Below are 17675 nucleotides of genomic sequence, written 5' to 3' on the forward strand. Positions count from 1 at the left end.
GACTGTGCCTTGGGGGGCGGGGGGGGGGGGGGGGGGGGGGGGCCGCCCCCCCCCCCCCCCCGCGGCGCGTCAGGCCTTGCGCAGCTCCGCGTAGCGGCGCAGGAAGAGCGCCTCGGTCAGCGCCATCCGCTCCAGCTCCAGCGGGTCGACGCTCTCGTTGACCGCGTGGATCTGGGTGGTCGGCTCCTCGACGCCGATCAGCACGATCTCGGCCTGCGGGTAGAGGGTCTGCAGCGTGTTGCAGAGCGGGATCGAGCCGCCCTCGCCGGAGGCGACCATCGGGACGCCGAAGGCCTCGGCCATCGCCTCGCCCATCGCCTCGTACGCCGGGCCGGAGGTGTCCGCGCTGAACGGGGCGCCGTTGCCGTGCCGCTCGATCCGGACCTGCGCACCGAACGGCACCCGGCCCTCCAGGTGGGCTACCAGCGCGTCCTGCGCGGCGTCGGTGTCGGTGCCCGGCGGCACCCGCAGGCTGACCAGCGCCTTGGCGGCGGCCTGGACGGAGGAGGTGGCGCCGATCACCGGCGGGGCGTCGATGCCGAGCACGGTGACGGACGGGCGGGCCCAGAGCCGGTCGGCGACGGTGCCGGTGCCGGTCAGCGCGACCCCGTCCAGCACCTTGGCGTCGGCCCGGAACTGCTCGTCGGTGTACTGCACGCCGGGCCAGGTCTGGTCGTTGGCCAGCCCGGCCACCGCGACGTCGCCGTGCTCGTCGTGCAGCGAGGCCAGCATCTTCACCAGGGCCTGCAGGGCGTCCGGGGCGGCGCCGCCGAAGGCCCCCGAGTGCAGGTTGCCGGCCAGCGTGGTGACCGCCACCTCGACCACGGTCATGCCGCGCAGCGAGGCGGTGACGGTGGGCAGGCCGGCTGCGAAGTTGCCGGTGTCGCCGATGACGATGGCGTCGGCGGCGAGCAGCTCGGGGTGCGCCTCGGCGTACCGCTCCAGGCCGCCGGTGCCCTGCTCCTCCGAGCCCTCCACGATGATCTTCAGGCCGACGGGGTACGCGTCGCCGTACACCTCGCGCAGCGCCCGAAGGGCCGTCAGGTGCATCAGGATGTTGCCCTTGCAGTCCGCCGCGCCGCGCCCGTACCAGCGGCCGTCGCGCTCGGTCAGCTCGAACGCGGGGCTGAGCCAGGCGTCCTCGTCGAGCGGGGGCTGCACGTCGTAGTGCGAGTAGAGCAGGACGGTCGGCGCGCCGGCCGGGCCGGGCAGCTCGGCGTACACGGACTGGGTGCCGTCCGGGGTGTCCAGCAGCTGCACGTTCGTCAGGCCCTCGGCGGCGAAGGCGTCGGCCACCCACCGGGCGGCCTTGCGGCACTCCTCGACCGGGAACTGGCGCGGGTCGGCGACCGACGGGAAGGCGACCAGCTCGGCGAGGTCGGTGCGGGCCCGGTCCATCAGGGACCGGACGGCGTCGGCCAGGGGCTGCTGCGGCATGCGGGTGCTCCGGGGGACTGGCGTCCGTCCGGCGGGGTGACCCGGACGGACGGTGTCGGGTTGGGGTACCGCCGATCATAGGCCGAGCCCGAACGGTCGGCTGCGGGTGCGGGCGGATGTTCGGGGTGCCGCGACGGACGCCGGGTCACCCGGCCGCATAGGATTGCTCGACGTGACTGACTCCGGAAGCTCCGATCCCCGTAGCCCGCTCGACGCCGCGGCGTCCGGACAGCCGTCCGGGCCGCAGCCTGACCAGGCGGCGGCCGGCCCCGACCGCCTTGACGGCGTCTGGGACGTCGTCGTGGTCGGCGCCGGACCGGCCGGGGCGTCGGCCGCGCACGCCGCCGCGACGCAGGGCCGCCGCGTGCTGCTGCTCGACAAGGCCGAACACCCCCGGTACAAGACCTGCGGCGGCGGCATCATCGGCCCGTCCCGGGACAGCCTGCCGCCGGACTTCCGGCTGCCGCTGCAGGACCGGGTGCACGCCGTCACCTTCGCGTACGGCGGCCGGTTCACCCGGACGCGGCGTTCGAAGCGGATGCTGTTCGGGCTGGTCAACCGGGACGAGTTCGACCTGCGCCTGGTGCAGGCGGCCAAGCAGGCGGGCGCGGTGCTGGTCACCGGAGTGACCGTCACCGGGGTGGAGCAGCGCGGCGGCGACCACCGCACGGCCGTCGTCACCGCCTCCGACGGGCGCAGCTTCGAGGCCCGCGCGGTGGTCGGCGCGGACGGCAGCGCCAGCCGGATCGGCCGGCACGTCGGGGTCTCCTTCGACCAGATCGACCTCGGCCTGGAGGCGGAGATCCCCGTCCCGGCCTCGGTCGCGGCCGACTGGGCGGGCCGGATCCACCTCGACTGGGGCCCGCTGCCCGGCAGTTACGGCTGGGTCTTCCCGAAGACGGAGTCCAGCAGCCTCACCGTCGGGGTGATCTCGGCCCGCGGTGACGGCGAGCGGACCAAGCAGTACCTGGCCGACTACATCCAGCAGCTGGGGCTGGCCGGGTTCCCGCCGAGCGTGGAGTCCGGGCACCTGACCCGCTGCCGGGCCGAGGACTCGCCGCTCTCCCGCGGCCGGGTGCTGGTGGCCGGCGACGCGGCCGGCCTGCTGGAGCCGTGGACCCGCGAGGGCATCTCGTACGCGCTGCGCTCGGGCCGGCTGGCCGGCGAGTGGGCGGTCAAGGTGGCCGAGGCGGGCAGCGCGGCGGAGGTGCGGCGCGAGGCGCTGAACTACGCCTTCGCCATCAAGGCCGGGCTGGGTGTGGAGATGCGGGCCGGCAAGCAGATGCTGGCGGCCTTCGAGCGCCGGCCGTACCTGTTCCACGCCGCGGTCTGCCTGGTGGCGCCGGCCTGGCGGGCCTTCGCCCGGACCACCCAGGGGCACACCACCTTCGCGCAGGTGATGCGGCAGTACCGGTCGGCGCGGAGGCTGGCCGCGCTCGCCTCGCGCTGAGGCCGGCCGCGCTCGCCCCGCGCTGGGGCGGCTCCGGGCGGCCCGCGCTGGGGCCGGCCCGGGCGGACCTCCGGGGGCGGGCGCGGGATGCGCCCGCCCCCGGGGTGGTTCAGCCGGCCCGGGGGCTCACCCGAGGCCGGTGTCGAGCGCCGTGATCAGCGTGCCGTCCGGGGTGTCGCCGGTCATCTCCCAGATCATCGCGCCGAGCAGGTTCCTGGACTTCAGATAGGCCGCCTTCCGGCCGATCGACCAGGCGTCGTCGAAGGTCCACCACTGCCCGCCCGCGCCGGTGTAGCCGTACGCCGCGACCGACTGGGTGTCGTGCCGGACGGTGAGCCCGGGGAAGGCGGTGAGGAGGTTGTGGTACCCGCGGGTGCCGGCCTCCTCGGCGAACTGGCCGGGCGCCGCGCCGGTCGCGGTCTGCCACTCGCCCGCCGCGCCGCCGTCCGCCACGCCCTGCCAGCCGCGCCCGTAGAACGGGATGCCGATGGTGAGCTTGCGCGGGTTGACCCCGGCGTCGAGGTAGGCCCGGACGGCCGTGTCGACGCTGAAGTGGTCCGGGTACGGGTCCTGGGCGTCCGGGTAGAGGTTGGCCTGGTGGCCGGTGCGGCCGGGCTCCCACGAGTTGTCGCTGCCGGCGCCGTGGAAGTCGTAGCCCTGGACGTTGGCGATGTCCAGGGAGCCGAAGATCTTCGAGAGGTCCCAGCCCTGGCCGATCTTGACCGGGTCGGCCGGGGTGAAGGCGGTCAGCAGCCGGTGCGGGCCGCCGAGCGCGTCCAGCTGCTTGCGGAACTCGGCCAGCAGCAGGGTCAGGTCGGCCTTGTCGGCGGTGCTGTGGTGGTTGCCGGCGTGGCCGTCGGCGGAGCCGGGCCACTCCCAGTCGAGGTCGATGCCGTCGAAGATGCCGGCCGCCACGCCGTCGCCGCCGGCGCCGTTGTAGAGCGGCAGGTTGCCCTTGATCCAGACGTCGATGCAGGACCTGACGAACTTCTGCCGGGAGGCGTCGGTGGCGGCCGCGTCGGAGAAGTGCTTGGAGTACGTCCAGCCGCCGAGCGAGACGACCACCTTCAGGTGCGGGTACTTGGCCTTGAGCTTCTTCAACTGGTTGAAGTTGCCGCGCAGTTTCCCCCAGCCGTCGTCGGCCGTGCCGTCCACCGACTGGGCGGCGCTCATCGGGCGGGCGTAGTCGGCGTCCGCGTCGCCCGCGCCGGTGCCCTGGTCCGGGTCCTGCGGGTCGGCGGTGGTGCCCTTGGTGACGCCGGCCAGGCAGGTCAGGTTGACCGGGTCGATGTTCTCGAAGGCGTAGTTGATCACGTCGAGCTTGGCCGCGCTGCCCGAGGTGTCGAGGTTCTTCACGAAGTACTGGCGGCCGTAGATGCCCCACTGGGTGAAGTAGCCCACCCGGGCGTACTGTCCGGCGCCGACCAGGTCCGCGGTGGTGACGGCGAGCGGCGCCGAGGCGGGAGAGGTGTTGTCGGCGCCGTCCCGGGCCTTGACGGTGAAGGTGTAGCCGGTGGACGGGGACAGGCCGTCGACGGTCGCGGCCAGGGTGCCGCCGGTCACCGACCGCACCAGCGCGGCGCCCTGGTAGACGTCGTACGCGGCCACCCGCCGGTTGTCGGTGGCGGCGTTCCAGGCGAGCGTCACGTCGGTGGAGTTCACCGTCGTGGCGCGCAGGCCGGTGGGTGCGGTGGGCGGGACGGGGTCGGTCGCCGGGTCGACGGTGGCGGCGGTGACGGGCGGGCTCGGCGGGCCGGTGGTGCCCCGGGTGTCCCTGGCCCGGACGGTCAGGGTGTACGTGGTGGCCGGGGTGAGCCCGGTGACGACGGTGGCGGTGGTCGTGCTGGTGCCCAGCACGGTGGCGCCGTTCAGCACCTCGTAGGAGGCGACCGGGAAGTCCCCGCCGGCGGCGGCCGGCCAGGTCAGCGCGAGGCTGTGCGCGGTCGACTCGGTGACCGTCGGGGTGCCGGGCGCGGACGGCGGCACGTCCGGACTCCCGTCGCACTTGTCGCCGTTGACCCGGCAGCCGGCCGGTGTGCCGGTCGGGCCGTTGGCCACGAACCAGAAGCTGTAGGGCTCGGTGGTGCCGTGCGCGGGGACGTTCGCGTTGTAGAACGCGTTGGTGGCGGTGACGTGGCGGCCGTTGACCGTCGCGGTGCCGTTGTAGCTGCTCTGGACCGTCACGCCGGCCGGCAGGTCGAACTCCAGCGTCCAGCCGGAGACGGCGGCGGCGTTGTCGTTGCGGACGACGTAGGTGCCCTTCCACCAGGAGCCGTTGTCGGCGGTGGTGAAGGCGGCGGTGAGCCGGCCGGCGGCGTTCGCCGGGGCGGCCAGGGCGGTGAGCGCGGTCAGCGGGAGGAGCAGGACGGCGAGCAGCGTCAGCAGTCTGCTGCGCGGCCGCGGGCGGCGGGCCGGGCGGCGGGCCCGCAGGCGCGCGGGCCGGGGTCGGACGGACATGGTTCTCCCTGCGGCGGTGGGGGTTGGACAGGGTGGTGCAGAACCGTGCGGGTGGTGCGCGGCCGGTGGGGTACGGCCGGTCGGTGCCCGCGCCGTCGGGAGACGGGGGCCACGGGCACTGTAGGAGGACTGGACCAATGCGTCAACAGGTCTGTACCAGTGGGGAGTTGGTGCCGCCGGACGTGCTCGGTCCCGGCGTGGACCGCGGGACGCGCTCGGGCCTGGTGCGCGCCGCTGGACGCGCTCAGCCCCGGCGCGGGCCGCCGGTGAGCTCGTCGCCGAGCGGGCTGCGGCTGTAGAGCACCGAGCGGCCGTTCCGGGCGCGCGTCACCAGCCCGGTCTCGTGCAGCACCGCCAGGTGCTGGCTGACCGCGCCCGGAGTGACGCCCAGCCGGTAGGCCAGCTCGGTGGTCGAGGCCGGTTCGGCCAGCAGGGCCAGCAGCCGGGCCTTCGGCGCGCCGAGCAGTAGTTCCAGGGCGCGCCGGGTCACCGGTGCCGCCGGACCGGCCATTCCGCCCTGCCCGCGGGCCGGATAACTGATCTGCGGCGGGCGGTCGTTGCTGATCATCGTGATCGCGCCGCGGGCGAAGAAGGTCGGCGCCAGCACCAGCCCGCGCCCGTCCACGGTGATGTCGCCGTCCTGCCCCGACCAGCGGCGGTTGATCGCCAGCACCCCGTCCTCCCAGTGCAACCGGTGGTCCAGGTCGGCGAAGAGCGCCGCCGCGCCGTACTGGGAGAGCACCCGCGCCCGGTACACCAGGTCCGCCTCCAGCACCGTGCGGGCCTGCGGCCACCAGCCCGGCGCGAGGCAGACCTCCCAGTACTCCTCCAGCGCGTCGGCGATCCGGGCCAGCAGCCGGGCCGGATCGGCGAGCCCGGCGGCCAGTAGGGCGGGCAGCGGCTGCCCGTGCGGCAGGAAGGTCTGCTCGAGTTCGGGGCGCAGCTGCTCGGGCGGCAGGGCCCGGACCACGGCCAGCTCGGTGCGGAAGTCGGCGGACGGGGTGACCGGGCGGGGCGTCAGGAAGTCCGGGATCCAGCGGTTGGCGGCGACCAGCGAGAGCAGCAGTGCGGAGTCCAGGCGCTCGAAGTCCGGGCGCAGCCGCTCGAAGGCGGGGGACTGCAGCGGGTAGAAGCCCGGGTGGGTCCACATCCGCAGGCTGAGCGCGGCCTCCTGGATCGGCGAGCAGGCGAACCAGGTGGTGGCGAGGTCGGCCAGGGACAGCCTGAACCTGTGCACGTCCCACCCCCCGCTCTGCTCGGACCTTTGAGGCAGAGCCTAAATCAGTACTGCGGGAGCGAACGGAGGCGGTGGGATCGTGGGCATGACCAGCTCACCGGCGGAGACCTCCGCACCCGACTCCGGCCTGCCCGGCCACGGACCGACCGGCCCGGGACGGCCCGGCGACAGACCGGACGGCAGCGGACCGGGCGGCACGGGATCGGCCGGCAGCGGACCGGCCGGCAGCGGACCGGTCGGCCCCGGACCGGACGGCGCGGAACGGCGCGGCTCCGGGTGGGCCGCGCGGCTGCTGCACCCCGATCCGGTGGTCCGCCGGCTGGCGACGCTGACGCTCGTCAACACCGCGGGCAGCGGCCTCTCGCTCAGCGTGAACGTGCTCTTCTTCACCCGCGTGCTCGGGCTGAGCGCCGCCCAGCTCGGGGTCGGCCTCACCGTCGCCGGGCTCTGCGGGGTGATCGCCAGCGTGCCGGCCGGGCGGGCCGCCGACCGGTGGGGAGCCCGGCCGGTCCTGGTGACGCTGGTCGCGGTCAACGGCGTGGGCACCGCCTGCTACGCCCTGGTGCACGGCTACCCCGCCTTCCTGGCGCTGGCCTGCGTGGTCTGCGCGGTCGACCGGGGCGCGGCCGCCGTGCGCAACGCGCTCTACGCCGAGGTGCTGCCCGCCGACCGCCGGGTGGCCGGCCGGGCCTACCTGCGGGTGGTCACCAACGTCGGCATCTGCCTCGGCACGGCGCTCGGCGCGATCGCGCTCCAGGTGGACAGCCGGCCCGCGTACCTGACGGCGATCCTGGGTGACGCCGTGTCGTTCGCGGTGGTCGCCGTGCTGTTCCACCGGCTGCGCGTCCCGGCGGCCGAGCGGCCGGCTGCGGCCCCGGCGGAGGACGGCGGAACCGGTGGGACCGGTGCACGGGCGGCCGGGGAGCGGGCGAAGGGGGCGCGGCGGCGCAACCCCGCGCTGCGGGACGGACCCTTCCTGGTGGTGACGGCGCTGAACGCGCTGCTCTGCCTGCAGTTCGCGATGCTCGAGGTCGGCGTGCCGCTCTGGGTCGTCCAGCAGACCCACGCACCCCGGATCACCGTCGCCGGCACCCTGATCGTCAACACCGTGCTGGTGATCGCGCTGCAGGTCCGGGCCACCCGGGGCACCGAGGACCCGGCCACCGCCGCCCGGGTCTGCGGCCGGGCCGGCCTGATCCTGGCCGCCTCCACCCTGGTGATCGCCCTCGCCCACGGCCTGCCGCCGCTCGTTGCCGCGGCCGCGGTGCTCGGCGGCGTCGCGCTGCAGGCGCTCGGCGAGGTGTTCGCCCAGGCCGGCGGCTGGGCGCTCAGCTACGACCTGGCCGGCGAGCGCGACCACGGCGCCTACCAGGGCGTCTACAACGCCGGAGCCTCCGCCGCGCTGATGATCGGACCGGCCGTGGTCAGCACCGCCGTCGTCGGCTTCGGCCTGCTCGGCTGGGCCGCCCTCGGCGCACTGCTCGCGGCGGCCGGGCTCGCCATGCGCCCCGCCGTCCGGTGGGGCCGGCGGCGGCGGGGCGCCCTGGCACAGGCCTGAGACACGCCTGGCTAGGAGGCGTCGCGGCCCGCGGTCGGGCGCTCGTCGGGGACCACGGCGAGCGCCTCGATCTCGATCAGCACCTCGGGCAGGAACAGCGCCGCGACCTGCATCGCCGAACTGGCCGGCAGCGGCGTGCTGCCGAAGTGCTCGTCCCGGGCCTCGCGCACGGCCGGCATGAACGCCATGTCGGTGACGAAGTACGTCAGCTTGACGACGTCGGAGAACCCGGCCCCGGCGGCGGCCAGACAGCGGCTCAGGTTCTCGAAGACCTGACGCGCCTGCGCCTTCGGGTCGCCGGCCCCGACCAGCCGCCGCTGCTCGTCGAACGCGACCTGGCCGGAGACGGCGACCAGCCGGCCGGTGCCGCTGACGACCTGGGTGTACCCGGTCCCGGGAGCGACCCCGGGCGGCTCGGCGATGTGGGTGAGGTGCGGGGTGTGAGAGGTCATGCCGTCCATCGTGGCCGACGGGTGATCAGCACACCAGCGGTTTCCGGACAGTCCGGCCCGGGCCGGTGCGCGCTCAGCGGACCACCTCGGGCAGGGCACGGCAGTACCGGCGGTCGCCCTCGCCCAGTACGGCCGCCGGACCGCCCGCCCGCAGCACCACGTCCAGCACCGCATCCGGGTCGCAGGCGTAACCGCCGCTGGCCCAGGCGGAGTTGGCCTCGACCACCGCCCAGCGGCCGTCGTCCACCGGGCCGACGTCGATCACGGTGGCGCTCGGCAGTGTCCCGGCCGCGGCGGCCAGCACCTCGGCCGCGAAGGCGGCCACCTCGGCACGGTGGGGGTCCTCGGCGAGCGGCGCGACGTCCAGGTCACCGTCCACCGCGTAGCGCGAGGCGGTCCGCACCTCCCCGTCCAGCACGAACAGCCGGTACTCGCGGTGGAACCGGACCACCTCGCTGGCCAGCACCGGGGTGTCGTCCTCCAGCGCGTCCGGGCCCGGCAGACCGGAGCCGTCCGGGTACACCTTGGCCGGGAACAGCTTGTCGCCCGGCGGCTTCAGGAACATCGGGCGGCGCAGCGCCCGCGCCTCGGCCAGCGTGGTGAGCGAGACGGCCCGGCCGGTCAGCTCCCGCGGCAGCCGGGCCAGCCACTCGTCGCCCGGCTGCAGCAGGGCCAGGCCGAACGCGCCGCCGACCGCGTCGCCGAACAGCGGCCCGCCGTACACGTGCACGGACGCGCCGAGCAGCTCCTCCGGCGCCTGCCAGGCCGCCGCGGTGTGCACGCGCAGCCCGCGGCGGCCCGCCGCGGTCCGCAGCTGCAGGCCGGTGTCGTTGATCCGGGGCGAGAGGAGGAGGACGGCGTCGGTGGTCATGGGCACCGATGATGCCGTGCCCGGTGCCGTGCCGACCAGCGGGTTTCGCCGCCCGCCACTCGGCCCCCCGCCGGCCGGGCCCGACCGGCCCCCGGCGGGGCCGGGCACGGATTTCCGTGCCGGGTGGCTCTGGCCGAGCGGCGGGTGGGCATGTCAGAGTCGTCCGGGCGCCGTCCCCGCCGGGACCGGCGCCGCCGCAGTCCGACCCACCCTCAGCCGGAAAGCAGGCCCGCACCGATGACCCGCGAAGTGCCCCTCGTCCGCGTCACCACCACCGACGCCGTCACCACCCTGACCCTCGACTCGCCGCACAACCGCAACGCGCTCTCCACCCGGCTGATGGCCGAGCTGACGGCCGGCCTCGCCGCCGCCGCGGCCGACCCGGAGGTCCGCGCCGTGGTGCTCGGCCACGCCGGCAAGGTGTTCTGCGCGGGCGCGGACCTCTCCGAGGCGACCGGCGCGGACCCGACCGTCGGCCCGCGCGGCCTGGTCGACCTCCAGCGGGCCATCGTCGACTGCGCCAAGCCGGTCATCGCCGTGATCGACGGGCACGTCCGGGCCGGCGGCCTCGGCCTGGTCGGCGCGGCCGACCTCGCGCTCGCCGGGCCGGCCGCCACCTTCGCGTTCACCGAGGTCCGGCTCGGCCTCGCCCCCGCCGTCATCTCGCTGCCGCTGCGCCCCAAGCTGGACCCCCGCGCGGCCTCCCGCTACTACCTGACCGGCGAGGTCTTCGGCGCCGCCGAGGCCGCTCGGATCGGCCTGATCACCGAGGCGACGGACTCGGCGGAGTCCACCGGCACCGCGCTCAAGGGCCTGCTGGACGCGCTGCGCCAGGGCTCGCCGCAGGGCCTCGCGCAGTCCAAGCGACTGGCCAACGCCGAGGTGGTGCGCTCCTTCGAGCGGGACGCCGACGAGCTGGTCGAGCTGTCCGCCCGGCTGTTCGGCTCGGACGAGGCCCAGCAGGGCATGCGTGCGTTCCTGGAGAAGCGGCCCGCGCCCTGGGCACGCTGAGCGGCCCGGTCGGCTGAGCGGCCGGTGCAGGTATGGCGGCGGGCGGTCAGCTCGCTCCGCTCCAGCGGACGGCGGCCGTCTCCCGCCACAGCTCCAGCAGCGACCGGTCACCGCTGAGGTCCACCCGCTCGGCCGGCCGCCGGTTCCACAGCAGCAGGTAGAGGTCACGGGCCGGGCCGGCGACCGTGAGGTCGGCCCGCACGCCGTCCGCCGCCGGCGTGGTCACCGTGAGCGGCTCCCGGCTGACGGTCAGCAGCCAGGAGCCCGGACCGTCGGCCGCCCGCAGCAGCACGGTGCGCGGCTGCTCGCTGCGCAGCTCCGCCCGGCCGCGTGCCATGAACCCGCACAGCAGCTCGTCGATGCCGTCCAGGGCCAGCGCGGTGGTCACGCGCGGGCCCTCGGCCCCGGCGGCCGCGTCGGCGTCGAAGCGGTGCACGGCCGTCTCGTGCGCCTGGCGGCGGGCCCAGAACGCCAGCGGGCTCGGGGCCGGCAGGAAGCTCCAGCAGCCGAGGTCGGCCGGCGCCCCGGCGAGCGCCGCCACCAGCGCGGCGTGGCCGGTGCGGAACCAGTCGACCAGGGCGTCGTCCGACGGCGTCGGCCCCCAGGCCGCGCGCTGCCCGTCGTCGTCCAGCGGCGCCGCGAGCCCGTCCCGGACGTGGGCGGTGGCCCAGCGGTGGACCCGGCCGGTGTGCAGCACGAGGTCGCGCAGCCGCCACTCCGGGCAGGTGGGGACGGGCGCGGCGAGGTCGGTGCGGGCGGCGGCGTCGGCGAGGAGCCCGCCCTCGCGGCGTAGGGCGTCGATGTGTTCGGTGATCTTCATGGTCGACGAGTCTGGCACCGCCCGCGGATTTCGGACCCGGTGGGTTCCGGGCGGGTGCGGGCGGGCGGGCGCGGTGGGTTCCGGGCGGGTGTCGGCTCGGGCGTGCGTCCGGCGGGTGTGGCGTCGGCCTGGTGTGATGTTGGCCGCCTCGCGGGTGGCGGCGGGTGTACGGGCCGGTAACGTGGCCGCCATGTCGATCACCCGTTCCCTGTTCTCCGCTGCCCGGTCCGGCGGCCGCCGAGCCGCCGGCCGCCTCGTCCACCGGGGCTGGCAGTGGGTGCAGCAGGTCGGCGCGGTGTCCAGCGAGAGCCCCGGCCCGTACCGGTTCGGCGAACTGGGCGCCGGGACGAAGCTGAGCTTCCCGCTGGGCGCGGTCTTCAACGAGCAGTGGATCACCATCGGCCCGTTCTCGATCATCGGTGAGCGGGTCACCATCAGCGCCGGCTTCCTGCCCGGCCTCGACCTCGGGCCCGAGCCGATCGTCCGGATCGGCGGCGGCTGCGTGATCGGCCGCGACAGCCACATCGTCGGCCACCAGTCGATCGTCCTCGGCGACGACGTGTGGACCGGCCCCGGCGTCTACATATCCGACCAGGCGCACGAGTACCGGGCCACCGACCTCCCGATCGGCAAGCAGTGGCCGCGCAACGAGCCCGTCGAGATCGGCGCCGGCAGCTGGATCGGCACCGGGGCGGTGATCCTGCCCGGCGCGCGGCTCGGCCGCAACGTGGTGGTCGCGGCCGGCTCGGTGGTGCGCGGCGAGGTGCCTGACCACTGCGTTGTCGCCGGCGCCCCGGCGAAGATCGTCCGCCGCTGGACCGCCGACGAGGGCTGGCAGCCGCCCTTCCGGTACGACGCGCCCAGCCCGCTCCCGGACGACATCACCGCCGAGCAGCTGCGCGCCCTGGCCGGCTGGGACCTGCGCCTGCCGGGCGAGTCCGGGGCCTGAGGCCCGTAGGGGCGGTCGGCCGTCGGCGCGGGGAGGCCGTCGGGATTCAGAGCGCGATCGGGCGGTGGCCGAGGGCCGCGTCGACGAGCTGCTCCGCCGTCGCCCCCGCGAGTGCGGCCGGGGGATGGAAGAGCAGCCCGACGACCGCGGGGTGCGGCACGTTGGCCTCCAGCAGCCGCAGGTGGAAGTGGTGTTCGGGATCAACGGCCAGGATCCGGCGGACCAGCTCGGCCAGCTCCTCCCGGGTGATGTCGGACAGCCCCTGGGCCGGCCGGGCGGCCTCCCGGGCGAAGCCCGCCACGCTGCGGCCGCCGTCGTACTCGGCGAAGTCGGGGGCCGTGTAGGCGTGGCCGGTGGCCGCGTTGAAGGCCGTGATCGCCGCCGGTGCCCCGGGGGAGCCCGTGCGGACGAGTTCGCCGATCCGGTCGATCTCGCGGCACAGTGCGTCCAGCCGGGCGGGGCTCACCGGCGGGGGTGACAGTTCTGCCCTGAGTTCCATGGCCGGGATGGTGTTCAGCCGGTACCGACATGCCTCCCGGAGCCGGCGGGCGTCAGGCCGGTTCCTGGGTGCGGGCGGCGTCGTGGGCGGCGATGGCGGCGGTGATGCGGAGCAGGTCGGCGGGCCGGGTGGGGTCGAGGCCGGTGAGAACGGCGATGCGGCGCAGGCGGTAGTCGACGGTGTTCGGGTGCAGGTGGAGCGCGTGGGCGGTGTGGCGGCGGTTGAGGCCGCCCGCGAGGTGGGTGCGGAGGGTGGTGAGCAGGTCGCCGGCGTCCGCCAGCGGCTCGATCAGGGAGGCGAGTCCGGGCCGGGCACGGCTGGGCCGGCTGAGCTGGTACTCCAGCAGCACGTCGTCGAGGCGGTGCAGTCCGGGCGGGCGGCCGAAGGCCTGGGCAACCTCCAGCACCTCGTGGGCGAGCGCGGCCGCGTCCGGCACCCCGGCGGGGGCGGCCGCCGCGGCACCGGCCCGGACGGCGGCGCCCGCGGCACGGGCCGTGCGGTGCACGGTGTCGGCGAGCCGCTGCCAGGTGGCGGCGGGGACGCCGTCCGGCCGGCAGTCCAGCGGGACGAGCGCCACCCCGCCGGAGGCGGAGAGCGAGCCGAGCACCGACTGCCGGGTGCGGTGGTCGAGTTCGGCACGGAGCCGGCGCAGTTTGCGGTGGCCGGCCACCGTGCGGTCGACGCCGGGCGCCTGCTCGTCGGGGTGGTCGGCGACGGCGAGGCGGAGCACCGCGTACGCGGGTGGCAGCCGCAGTCCGGCGCGGGCGGCGTGCTCCTCGGCGGGGGTGCCGTCGAGGAGCGCGGTGAGCAGGGCGTGCCGGGCGGCGTGCCGTTCGTCGGCGAGGCTGCGGCGCCCCTCGACGTAGCCGGCCCCGGCCGTGGTGGTGGCCTGGCGGAGCTGGTCGAGCAGCAGCCGGTTCAGGACGAGCAGGTCGGCCGCGTCGCCGTCGCGGGCGTGCCGGGTGACCAGCTCCCAGCAGACCTCCATGCCGAGGTGGTGGGCGAGCAGGACGGCGTCGAGCGGCACGCCCTCCTCGGCGCGGCGGGCGGCGGCCTCCCGGACATCGGTGAACTCGGCCTCGGGGGCGGGGAGTCCGGTGCGGACGGCCTGGGCGAGGGCGCGGATCCGGCGCTCGGTGACCTGGGCGAGCTCGCCGGTGACCTGCTCGCGCGGCAGCCGGCGGTAGGTCGGCACCCGGGCCAGCAGGGCGGCGATGACGGACTCGGTCAACTCCGGTACGGCGCCGAGCAGTCGCTGGTCGGCGGGCACGCCGCCTATTACCGGGATCCGCCAACCGGGGGTGTGTGCAGGTGGGTTGTGACCGGTCACAGAAAACACCGTCCAGGTCTGGGGGACACCCAAGGGCCGGGCCGGAGGGGCGGCCGCATGATGGAGGCACTCGGGTTACCTGTTGGTAACAAACTTCCGCCATGGAGGCAACAGTTGAGAACCCCACTTCTCCGCTGCGCCGCAAGACCGGTACGCCGCCGGCTGATCGGCGCCCTCGGTTCGGCCCTGCTCGCCGGGGCCCTGCTCGCGGGCGGCCCGGCCGGTGCCGCGTACGCGGCCGACGGCGCGGACGCGACCCCCACCGCGTCCGCCCCGGCGGCCCAACTCCCGCCGGACGGTGACCAGGTGGCCTCGCCGCCCGGGGCCAACGACTGGTCCTGCCGGCCCACGGCCGCCCACCCCGACCCGGTGGTCCTGGTGCACGGCACCTTCGCCAACCGCTACGAGAACTGGCTGGCGCTCTCACCGCTGCTGAAGAGCGAGGGCTACTGCGTCTTCGCCCTCGACTACGGCATGGTGCCGGGCATCACCTCCTCCGGCAGCGGCCTGCTGCTGCCGATCGGCGGGCTCGGACCGATCGACGAGTCGGCCGCCCAACTCGGCCGCTTCGTGGACCTGGTGCGGACGGCGACCGGCGCGGCCAAGGTCGACCTGGTCGGCCACTCGCAGGGCGGCATGCTCCCGAACTACTACCTGAAGTTCCTCGGGGGCGCGGCCAAGGTCGGCAGGGTCGTCGGACTGGCGCCGTCCAACCACGGGACCACGCTCGACGGCATCACCAACCTGGCGCCGTACTTCCCCGGGGTGGCGGACCTGATCTACACCGCCTGCAAGGCCTGCCGGGACCAGGCGGTCGGCTCCGCGTTCAACCAGAAGATGGCCACCCTGCCGGACACCGTGCCGGGCGTGCGCTACACGGTGATCGCGACCGTGTACGACGAGGTGGTCACGCCGTACCGCACCCAGTTCCTCAGCGGTCCGAACGTGGACAACGTGGTGCTGCAGGACCACTGCCCGGTCTCGCTCGCCGAGCACGTGGCGATCGCCTTCTCGCCGACCGGGCTGCACCTGGTCACCAACGCGCTCGACCCCGCGCACGCGACGCCGGTGTACTGCGGCTGACCCGAGCCCGCTCGCGGTAGCCGGCCCCGCGCGGCTGCGGAGCGTTGCTGCCGAAGCGTTGCTGCAGAAGGGTTGAGAGGGTTGCTGCACAGGAAGTCGCCCGTCCGACTTCCTGTGCAGCGGTGCGTCAGCGGAAGGTGACGACGGCGGTCACGCCGTCGGGCCGCAGCCGGTACGGGCCGCCGGGGCCGTCCAGGAGGGCGGCGTCGAAGCGGTCGAGCGTCGTAGCGGCGGATGCGGCCGTGCGGGCGGATGCGGCCGTGTCGGGGTCGGCGGCGCCGGTGAGTTCGGCGGCGCCGGCGAGGCAGAGCACGAGGACCGTACCTCCGGCCGGGACGTCCACGGTCCGGGGTGCGGTGGCCAGGGCGAGGTCGGCGGTCGTGCGGCCGCGCCGGGTCATCACGTTGAAGTCGACCACCGGGCCGCCGAGCAGCCGGCAGTCCGTGGCCGCGTCGCCGGAGAACGCGAACGGGCGGAACGGCTCGTCGATGCGGTGCTCGGCCCCGTCGACGGTCAGCGCCATGCCGGCGCCGTCCACCACGGTGATCACCCGGTCGATCCCGGCGAACACCGAGAACGGCCCCTCGGAGGCCACGTCCGCGAGGCTGACCCGCCAGTCGAAGGCGTCCAGCCCCGCCCCGGCCGGGGACCCGGCCACCTCCCTGGTCACCCCGCCCCCGTTGAGCCACGGAGTGGCCGGCCGCTCGGCCGCCCGCAGTACCTGGATCCGCCCACTGGTCGTCATGGCGGCATCCTGCCACGGGAGCGTGCGGCGGTCAGCGCAGGTCGACCTCGACCCGGTGCTCGCGGAGGATCTCCAGCACGGTGGGGAAGCGGGCGAGGCGGGCCCGGTGAGTGCGGAGTGCGACCAGCGGAGGGTGAACGGGGTGCCGGCGCCCCAACGGCCGTACAGGCAGTCGTCCAGCGCGTCGAGGTTCCAGCCGCGTTCCGGGTGGGGCGTCGGTGAGCCCGGCCGGCCGGGCCGAGCGAACGCCAGAGGCCGGGCAGCGGACGGAACAGGCCGGTGGCGTCCCGGGCGTACGCCCAGAGTTCGTCGTCGTCCTCGCCGATCAGGCGGTACCGGGCTCCGCGTCCACGGCGTCTGCGTAGGGCGGGGTGGTGGGAGGTTCGACGGGATTTCCAGCGGCGACGGCCGGGGCCGTCGCCGCTGCGCCCGTGCGGACGAGTGGTCGTACGCCGCGCACGGTGCGGCGGGCGAACGGACGGCAGATCGCCGTCCCCTCAACGCCCCCGGGCGGTGAGGGGGAGCAGGGCGGCGACGCCGGCGGCCGCGGCGACGGTGGTGAGGGCGAGTGGGAGGCTCGCGGCGTCGGCGAGGAAGCCGATCACGGGCGGGCCGATCAGCATGCCGCCGTAGCCGAGGGTGGAGGCGAGGGCGACGCCCTGCGGGCCGCCGGCGGCGCCGGCCCGGGCGATGGCGAGCGGGAACAGGTTGGCCAGGCCGAGCCCGACCAGCACGAGGCCGGCCAGGGCGAGCGGCACCGCGGGCGCGAGCGCGGCGAGCAGCATGCCGGCCGCGGCGGTGAGGCCGCCGAGGAGCATCAGCCGGGTCTGTCCGAGCCGGATGGAGAGCCAGGTGCCGGCGACCCGGCCGCTGGTCATCGCGAAGGCGTACGCCGCGTACCCGGCGGCGGCCGCGCCGGCCGTGGCGTGGACGTCGTCGGTGAGGTGCAGGGTGGTCCAGTCGGCGATGGCGCCCTCACCGTACGCGGTGCAGAAGGCGGTGAGGCCGAGCAGCAGCACGAGCAGCCGGGCGTGCGGCAGCCGGGCCGTCCCCGAGGGCGGGGCGGCGGTGCGGTCCGGCACGACCGCCGGCGCCGCCGGCCCCCGGAGCAGGACGACGCCCGCGACCACGGTGACGCCCAGTCCGATCAGGCCGCCGAGGGCGAGCGCCCAGGCGGTGGTGAGGGTGGTGGCGAGGAGGCCGCCGGCGCCCGCACCGAGCAGGCCGCCGAGGCTGTACCCGGCGTGGAAGCTGGGCATCACCGGGCGCCGCAGCTGGGCGACCAGGTCGACGGCGGCGCTGTTCATGGCGACGTTGGCCCCGCCGTACCCCGCGCCGAAGAGCAGCAGGACGCCGCCGAGCGCCGCCACCGAGTGGGTGTGCGCGGGCAGCGGGACGGCGAGGCTGAGCAGGGCGAGCGAGCCGACGGTCACCGGCCGCGAGCCGTAGCGCAGGCAGAGCCGGCCGACCATCGGCATGGTGGCGACGGCGCCGGCCGAGACGCAGAGCAGCGCCAGGCCGAGCGCGCTGTGCGAGGCGCTGACCTGGCTGCGGATGTCCGGGATCCGGACGACCCAGGCGGCGAAGAGGAAGCCGTCGACGGCGAAGAAGGCGGTGAGCGCGAGGCGGGCGGCGCTCCAGGGAGTGTCGGGGACGGCGGGTGTGCTGCGAGACTGGGTGGACGGCCGGTCGGCGTGGGCATGGGAACGGATTTTGTTTCGAAGCGGCACAAAGTCACAATAGGGGCGTGCAGCTCACTCCCTCAAGTCCGAAGCC

General features: G+C 75.5%; 16 protein-coding genes. 5 read left to right on the forward strand and 11 right to left on the reverse strand.

All coding sequences use genetic code 11. The annotated features are described in order from the left end of the window. Positions 1-69: 69 nt before the first annotated feature. A complete protein-coding gene (locus ABZ885_RS07110; RefSeq protein ID WP_360184298.1) occupies positions 70-1437 on the reverse strand; it encodes a dipeptidase in 1368 nt (455 codons plus the stop codon). A gap of 301 nt (positions 1438-1738) precedes the next feature. On the opposite strand from ABZ885_RS07110, the gene ABZ885_RS07115 reads away from it, so the two are divergent. Next, complete coding sequence (locus ABZ885_RS07115; RefSeq protein ID WP_360184393.1) at positions 1739-2887, forward strand: geranylgeranyl reductase family protein; 1149 nt, start codon at positions 1739-1741, stop codon at positions 2885-2887. A 126-nt stretch (positions 2888-3013) separates the two neighbouring features. Here ABZ885_RS07115 and ABZ885_RS07120 read toward each other — a convergent pair whose 3' ends face one another. Then, positions 3014-5344, reverse strand: a complete 2331-nt coding sequence (locus ABZ885_RS07120) for a glycosyl hydrolase family 18 protein (protein WP_360184300.1) — start codon at positions 5342-5344, stop codon at positions 3014-3016. 244 nt (positions 5345-5588) lie between these two features. Beyond that, entirely contained in the window at positions 5589-6581 is a 993-nt protein-coding gene (locus tag ABZ885_RS07125; protein WP_360184302.1) for a helix-turn-helix domain-containing protein, read from the reverse strand. Between the two features lie 85 nt (positions 6582-6666). Here ABZ885_RS07125 and ABZ885_RS07130 point away from each other — a divergent pair, with 85 nt between their 5' ends. Continuing rightward, positions 6667-8139, forward strand: a complete 1473-nt coding sequence (locus ABZ885_RS07130; protein WP_360184305.1) for an MFS transporter — start codon at positions 6667-6669, stop codon at positions 8137-8139. A gap of 11 nt (positions 8140-8150) precedes the next feature. Here the strand turns inward: ABZ885_RS07130 and ABZ885_RS07135 are convergent, their stop codons facing one another. Both ABZ885_RS07135 and ABZ885_RS07140 read right to left on the reverse strand, forming a co-directional pair. Beyond that, entirely contained in the window at positions 8151-8591 is a 441-nt protein-coding gene (locus tag ABZ885_RS07135) for a RidA family protein (RefSeq protein ID WP_360184307.1), read from the reverse strand. A 73-nt stretch (positions 8592-8664) separates the two neighbouring features. Then, a complete protein-coding gene (locus tag ABZ885_RS07140) occupies positions 8665-9462 on the reverse strand; it encodes an ATP-grasp domain-containing protein (protein WP_360184310.1) in 798 nt (265 codons plus the stop codon). Positions 9463-9699: 237 nt separating this feature from the next. Between ABZ885_RS07140 and ABZ885_RS07145 the strand changes: the two genes are divergently transcribed. Next, the gene (locus tag ABZ885_RS07145) at positions 9700-10473 is read left to right on the forward strand and encodes an enoyl-CoA hydratase family protein (protein ID WP_360184313.1); all 774 of its coding nucleotides are present in this window, start codon (positions 9700-9702) and stop codon (positions 10471-10473) included. Positions 10474-10519: 46 nt separating this feature from the next. Here ABZ885_RS07145 and ABZ885_RS07150 read toward each other — a convergent pair whose 3' ends face one another. Next, the gene (locus ABZ885_RS07150) at positions 10520-11293 is read right to left on the reverse strand and encodes a maleylpyruvate isomerase family mycothiol-dependent enzyme (RefSeq protein WP_360184316.1); all 774 of its coding nucleotides are present in this window, start codon (positions 11291-11293) and stop codon (positions 10520-10522) included. 190 nt (positions 11294-11483) lie between these two features. Between ABZ885_RS07150 and ABZ885_RS07155 the strand changes: the two genes are divergently transcribed. Next, positions 11484-12242: a DapH/DapD/GlmU-related protein gene (locus ABZ885_RS07155; RefSeq protein WP_360184319.1), complete on the forward strand. Its 759-nt coding sequence runs from the start codon at positions 11484-11486 to the stop codon at positions 12240-12242. Between the two features lie 46 nt (positions 12243-12288). Here ABZ885_RS07155 and ABZ885_RS07160 read toward each other — a convergent pair whose 3' ends face one another. After that, positions 12289-12741: a hypothetical protein gene (locus tag ABZ885_RS07160; protein WP_360184322.1), complete on the reverse strand. Its 453-nt coding sequence runs from the start codon at positions 12739-12741 to the stop codon at positions 12289-12291. Positions 12742-12793: 52 nt separating this feature from the next. Further along, positions 12794-14011, reverse strand: a complete 1218-nt coding sequence (locus tag ABZ885_RS07165) for a helix-turn-helix domain-containing protein (protein WP_360184324.1) — start codon at positions 14009-14011, stop codon at positions 12794-12796. A 174-nt stretch (positions 14012-14185) separates the two neighbouring features. On the opposite strand from ABZ885_RS07165, the gene ABZ885_RS07170 reads away from it, so the two are divergent. After that, positions 14186-15154, forward strand: a complete 969-nt coding sequence (locus ABZ885_RS07170; RefSeq protein ID WP_360184326.1) for an alpha/beta fold hydrolase — start codon at positions 14186-14188, stop codon at positions 15152-15154. 127 nt (positions 15155-15281) lie between these two features. Here the strand turns inward: ABZ885_RS07170 and ABZ885_RS07175 are convergent, their stop codons facing one another. From ABZ885_RS07175 to ABZ885_RS07185, 3 genes are all read right to left on the reverse strand, one after another. Next, on the reverse strand, positions 15282-15899 hold the full coding sequence (locus tag ABZ885_RS07175) for a HutD family protein (RefSeq protein WP_360184329.1): 618 nt from the start codon (positions 15897-15899) through the stop codon (positions 15282-15284). A gap of 31 nt (positions 15900-15930) precedes the next feature. Then, positions 15931-16056 carry a hypothetical protein gene (locus tag ABZ885_RS07180; protein WP_360184332.1) on the reverse strand — a complete coding sequence of 42 codons (126 nt, stop codon included), beginning with the start codon at positions 16054-16056 and terminating at the stop codon, positions 15931-15933. Between the two features lie 340 nt (positions 16057-16396). Further along, on the reverse strand, positions 16397-17629 hold the full coding sequence (locus tag ABZ885_RS07185; RefSeq protein WP_360184334.1) for an MFS transporter: 1233 nt from the start codon (positions 17627-17629) through the stop codon (positions 16397-16399). Between the last annotated feature and the right edge of the window lie 46 nt (positions 17630-17675).

This window comes from Kitasatospora sp. NPDC047058 (genome assembly GCF_040643935.1).
Lineage (GTDB): Bacteria > Actinomycetota > Actinomycetes > Streptomycetales > Streptomycetaceae > Kitasatospora.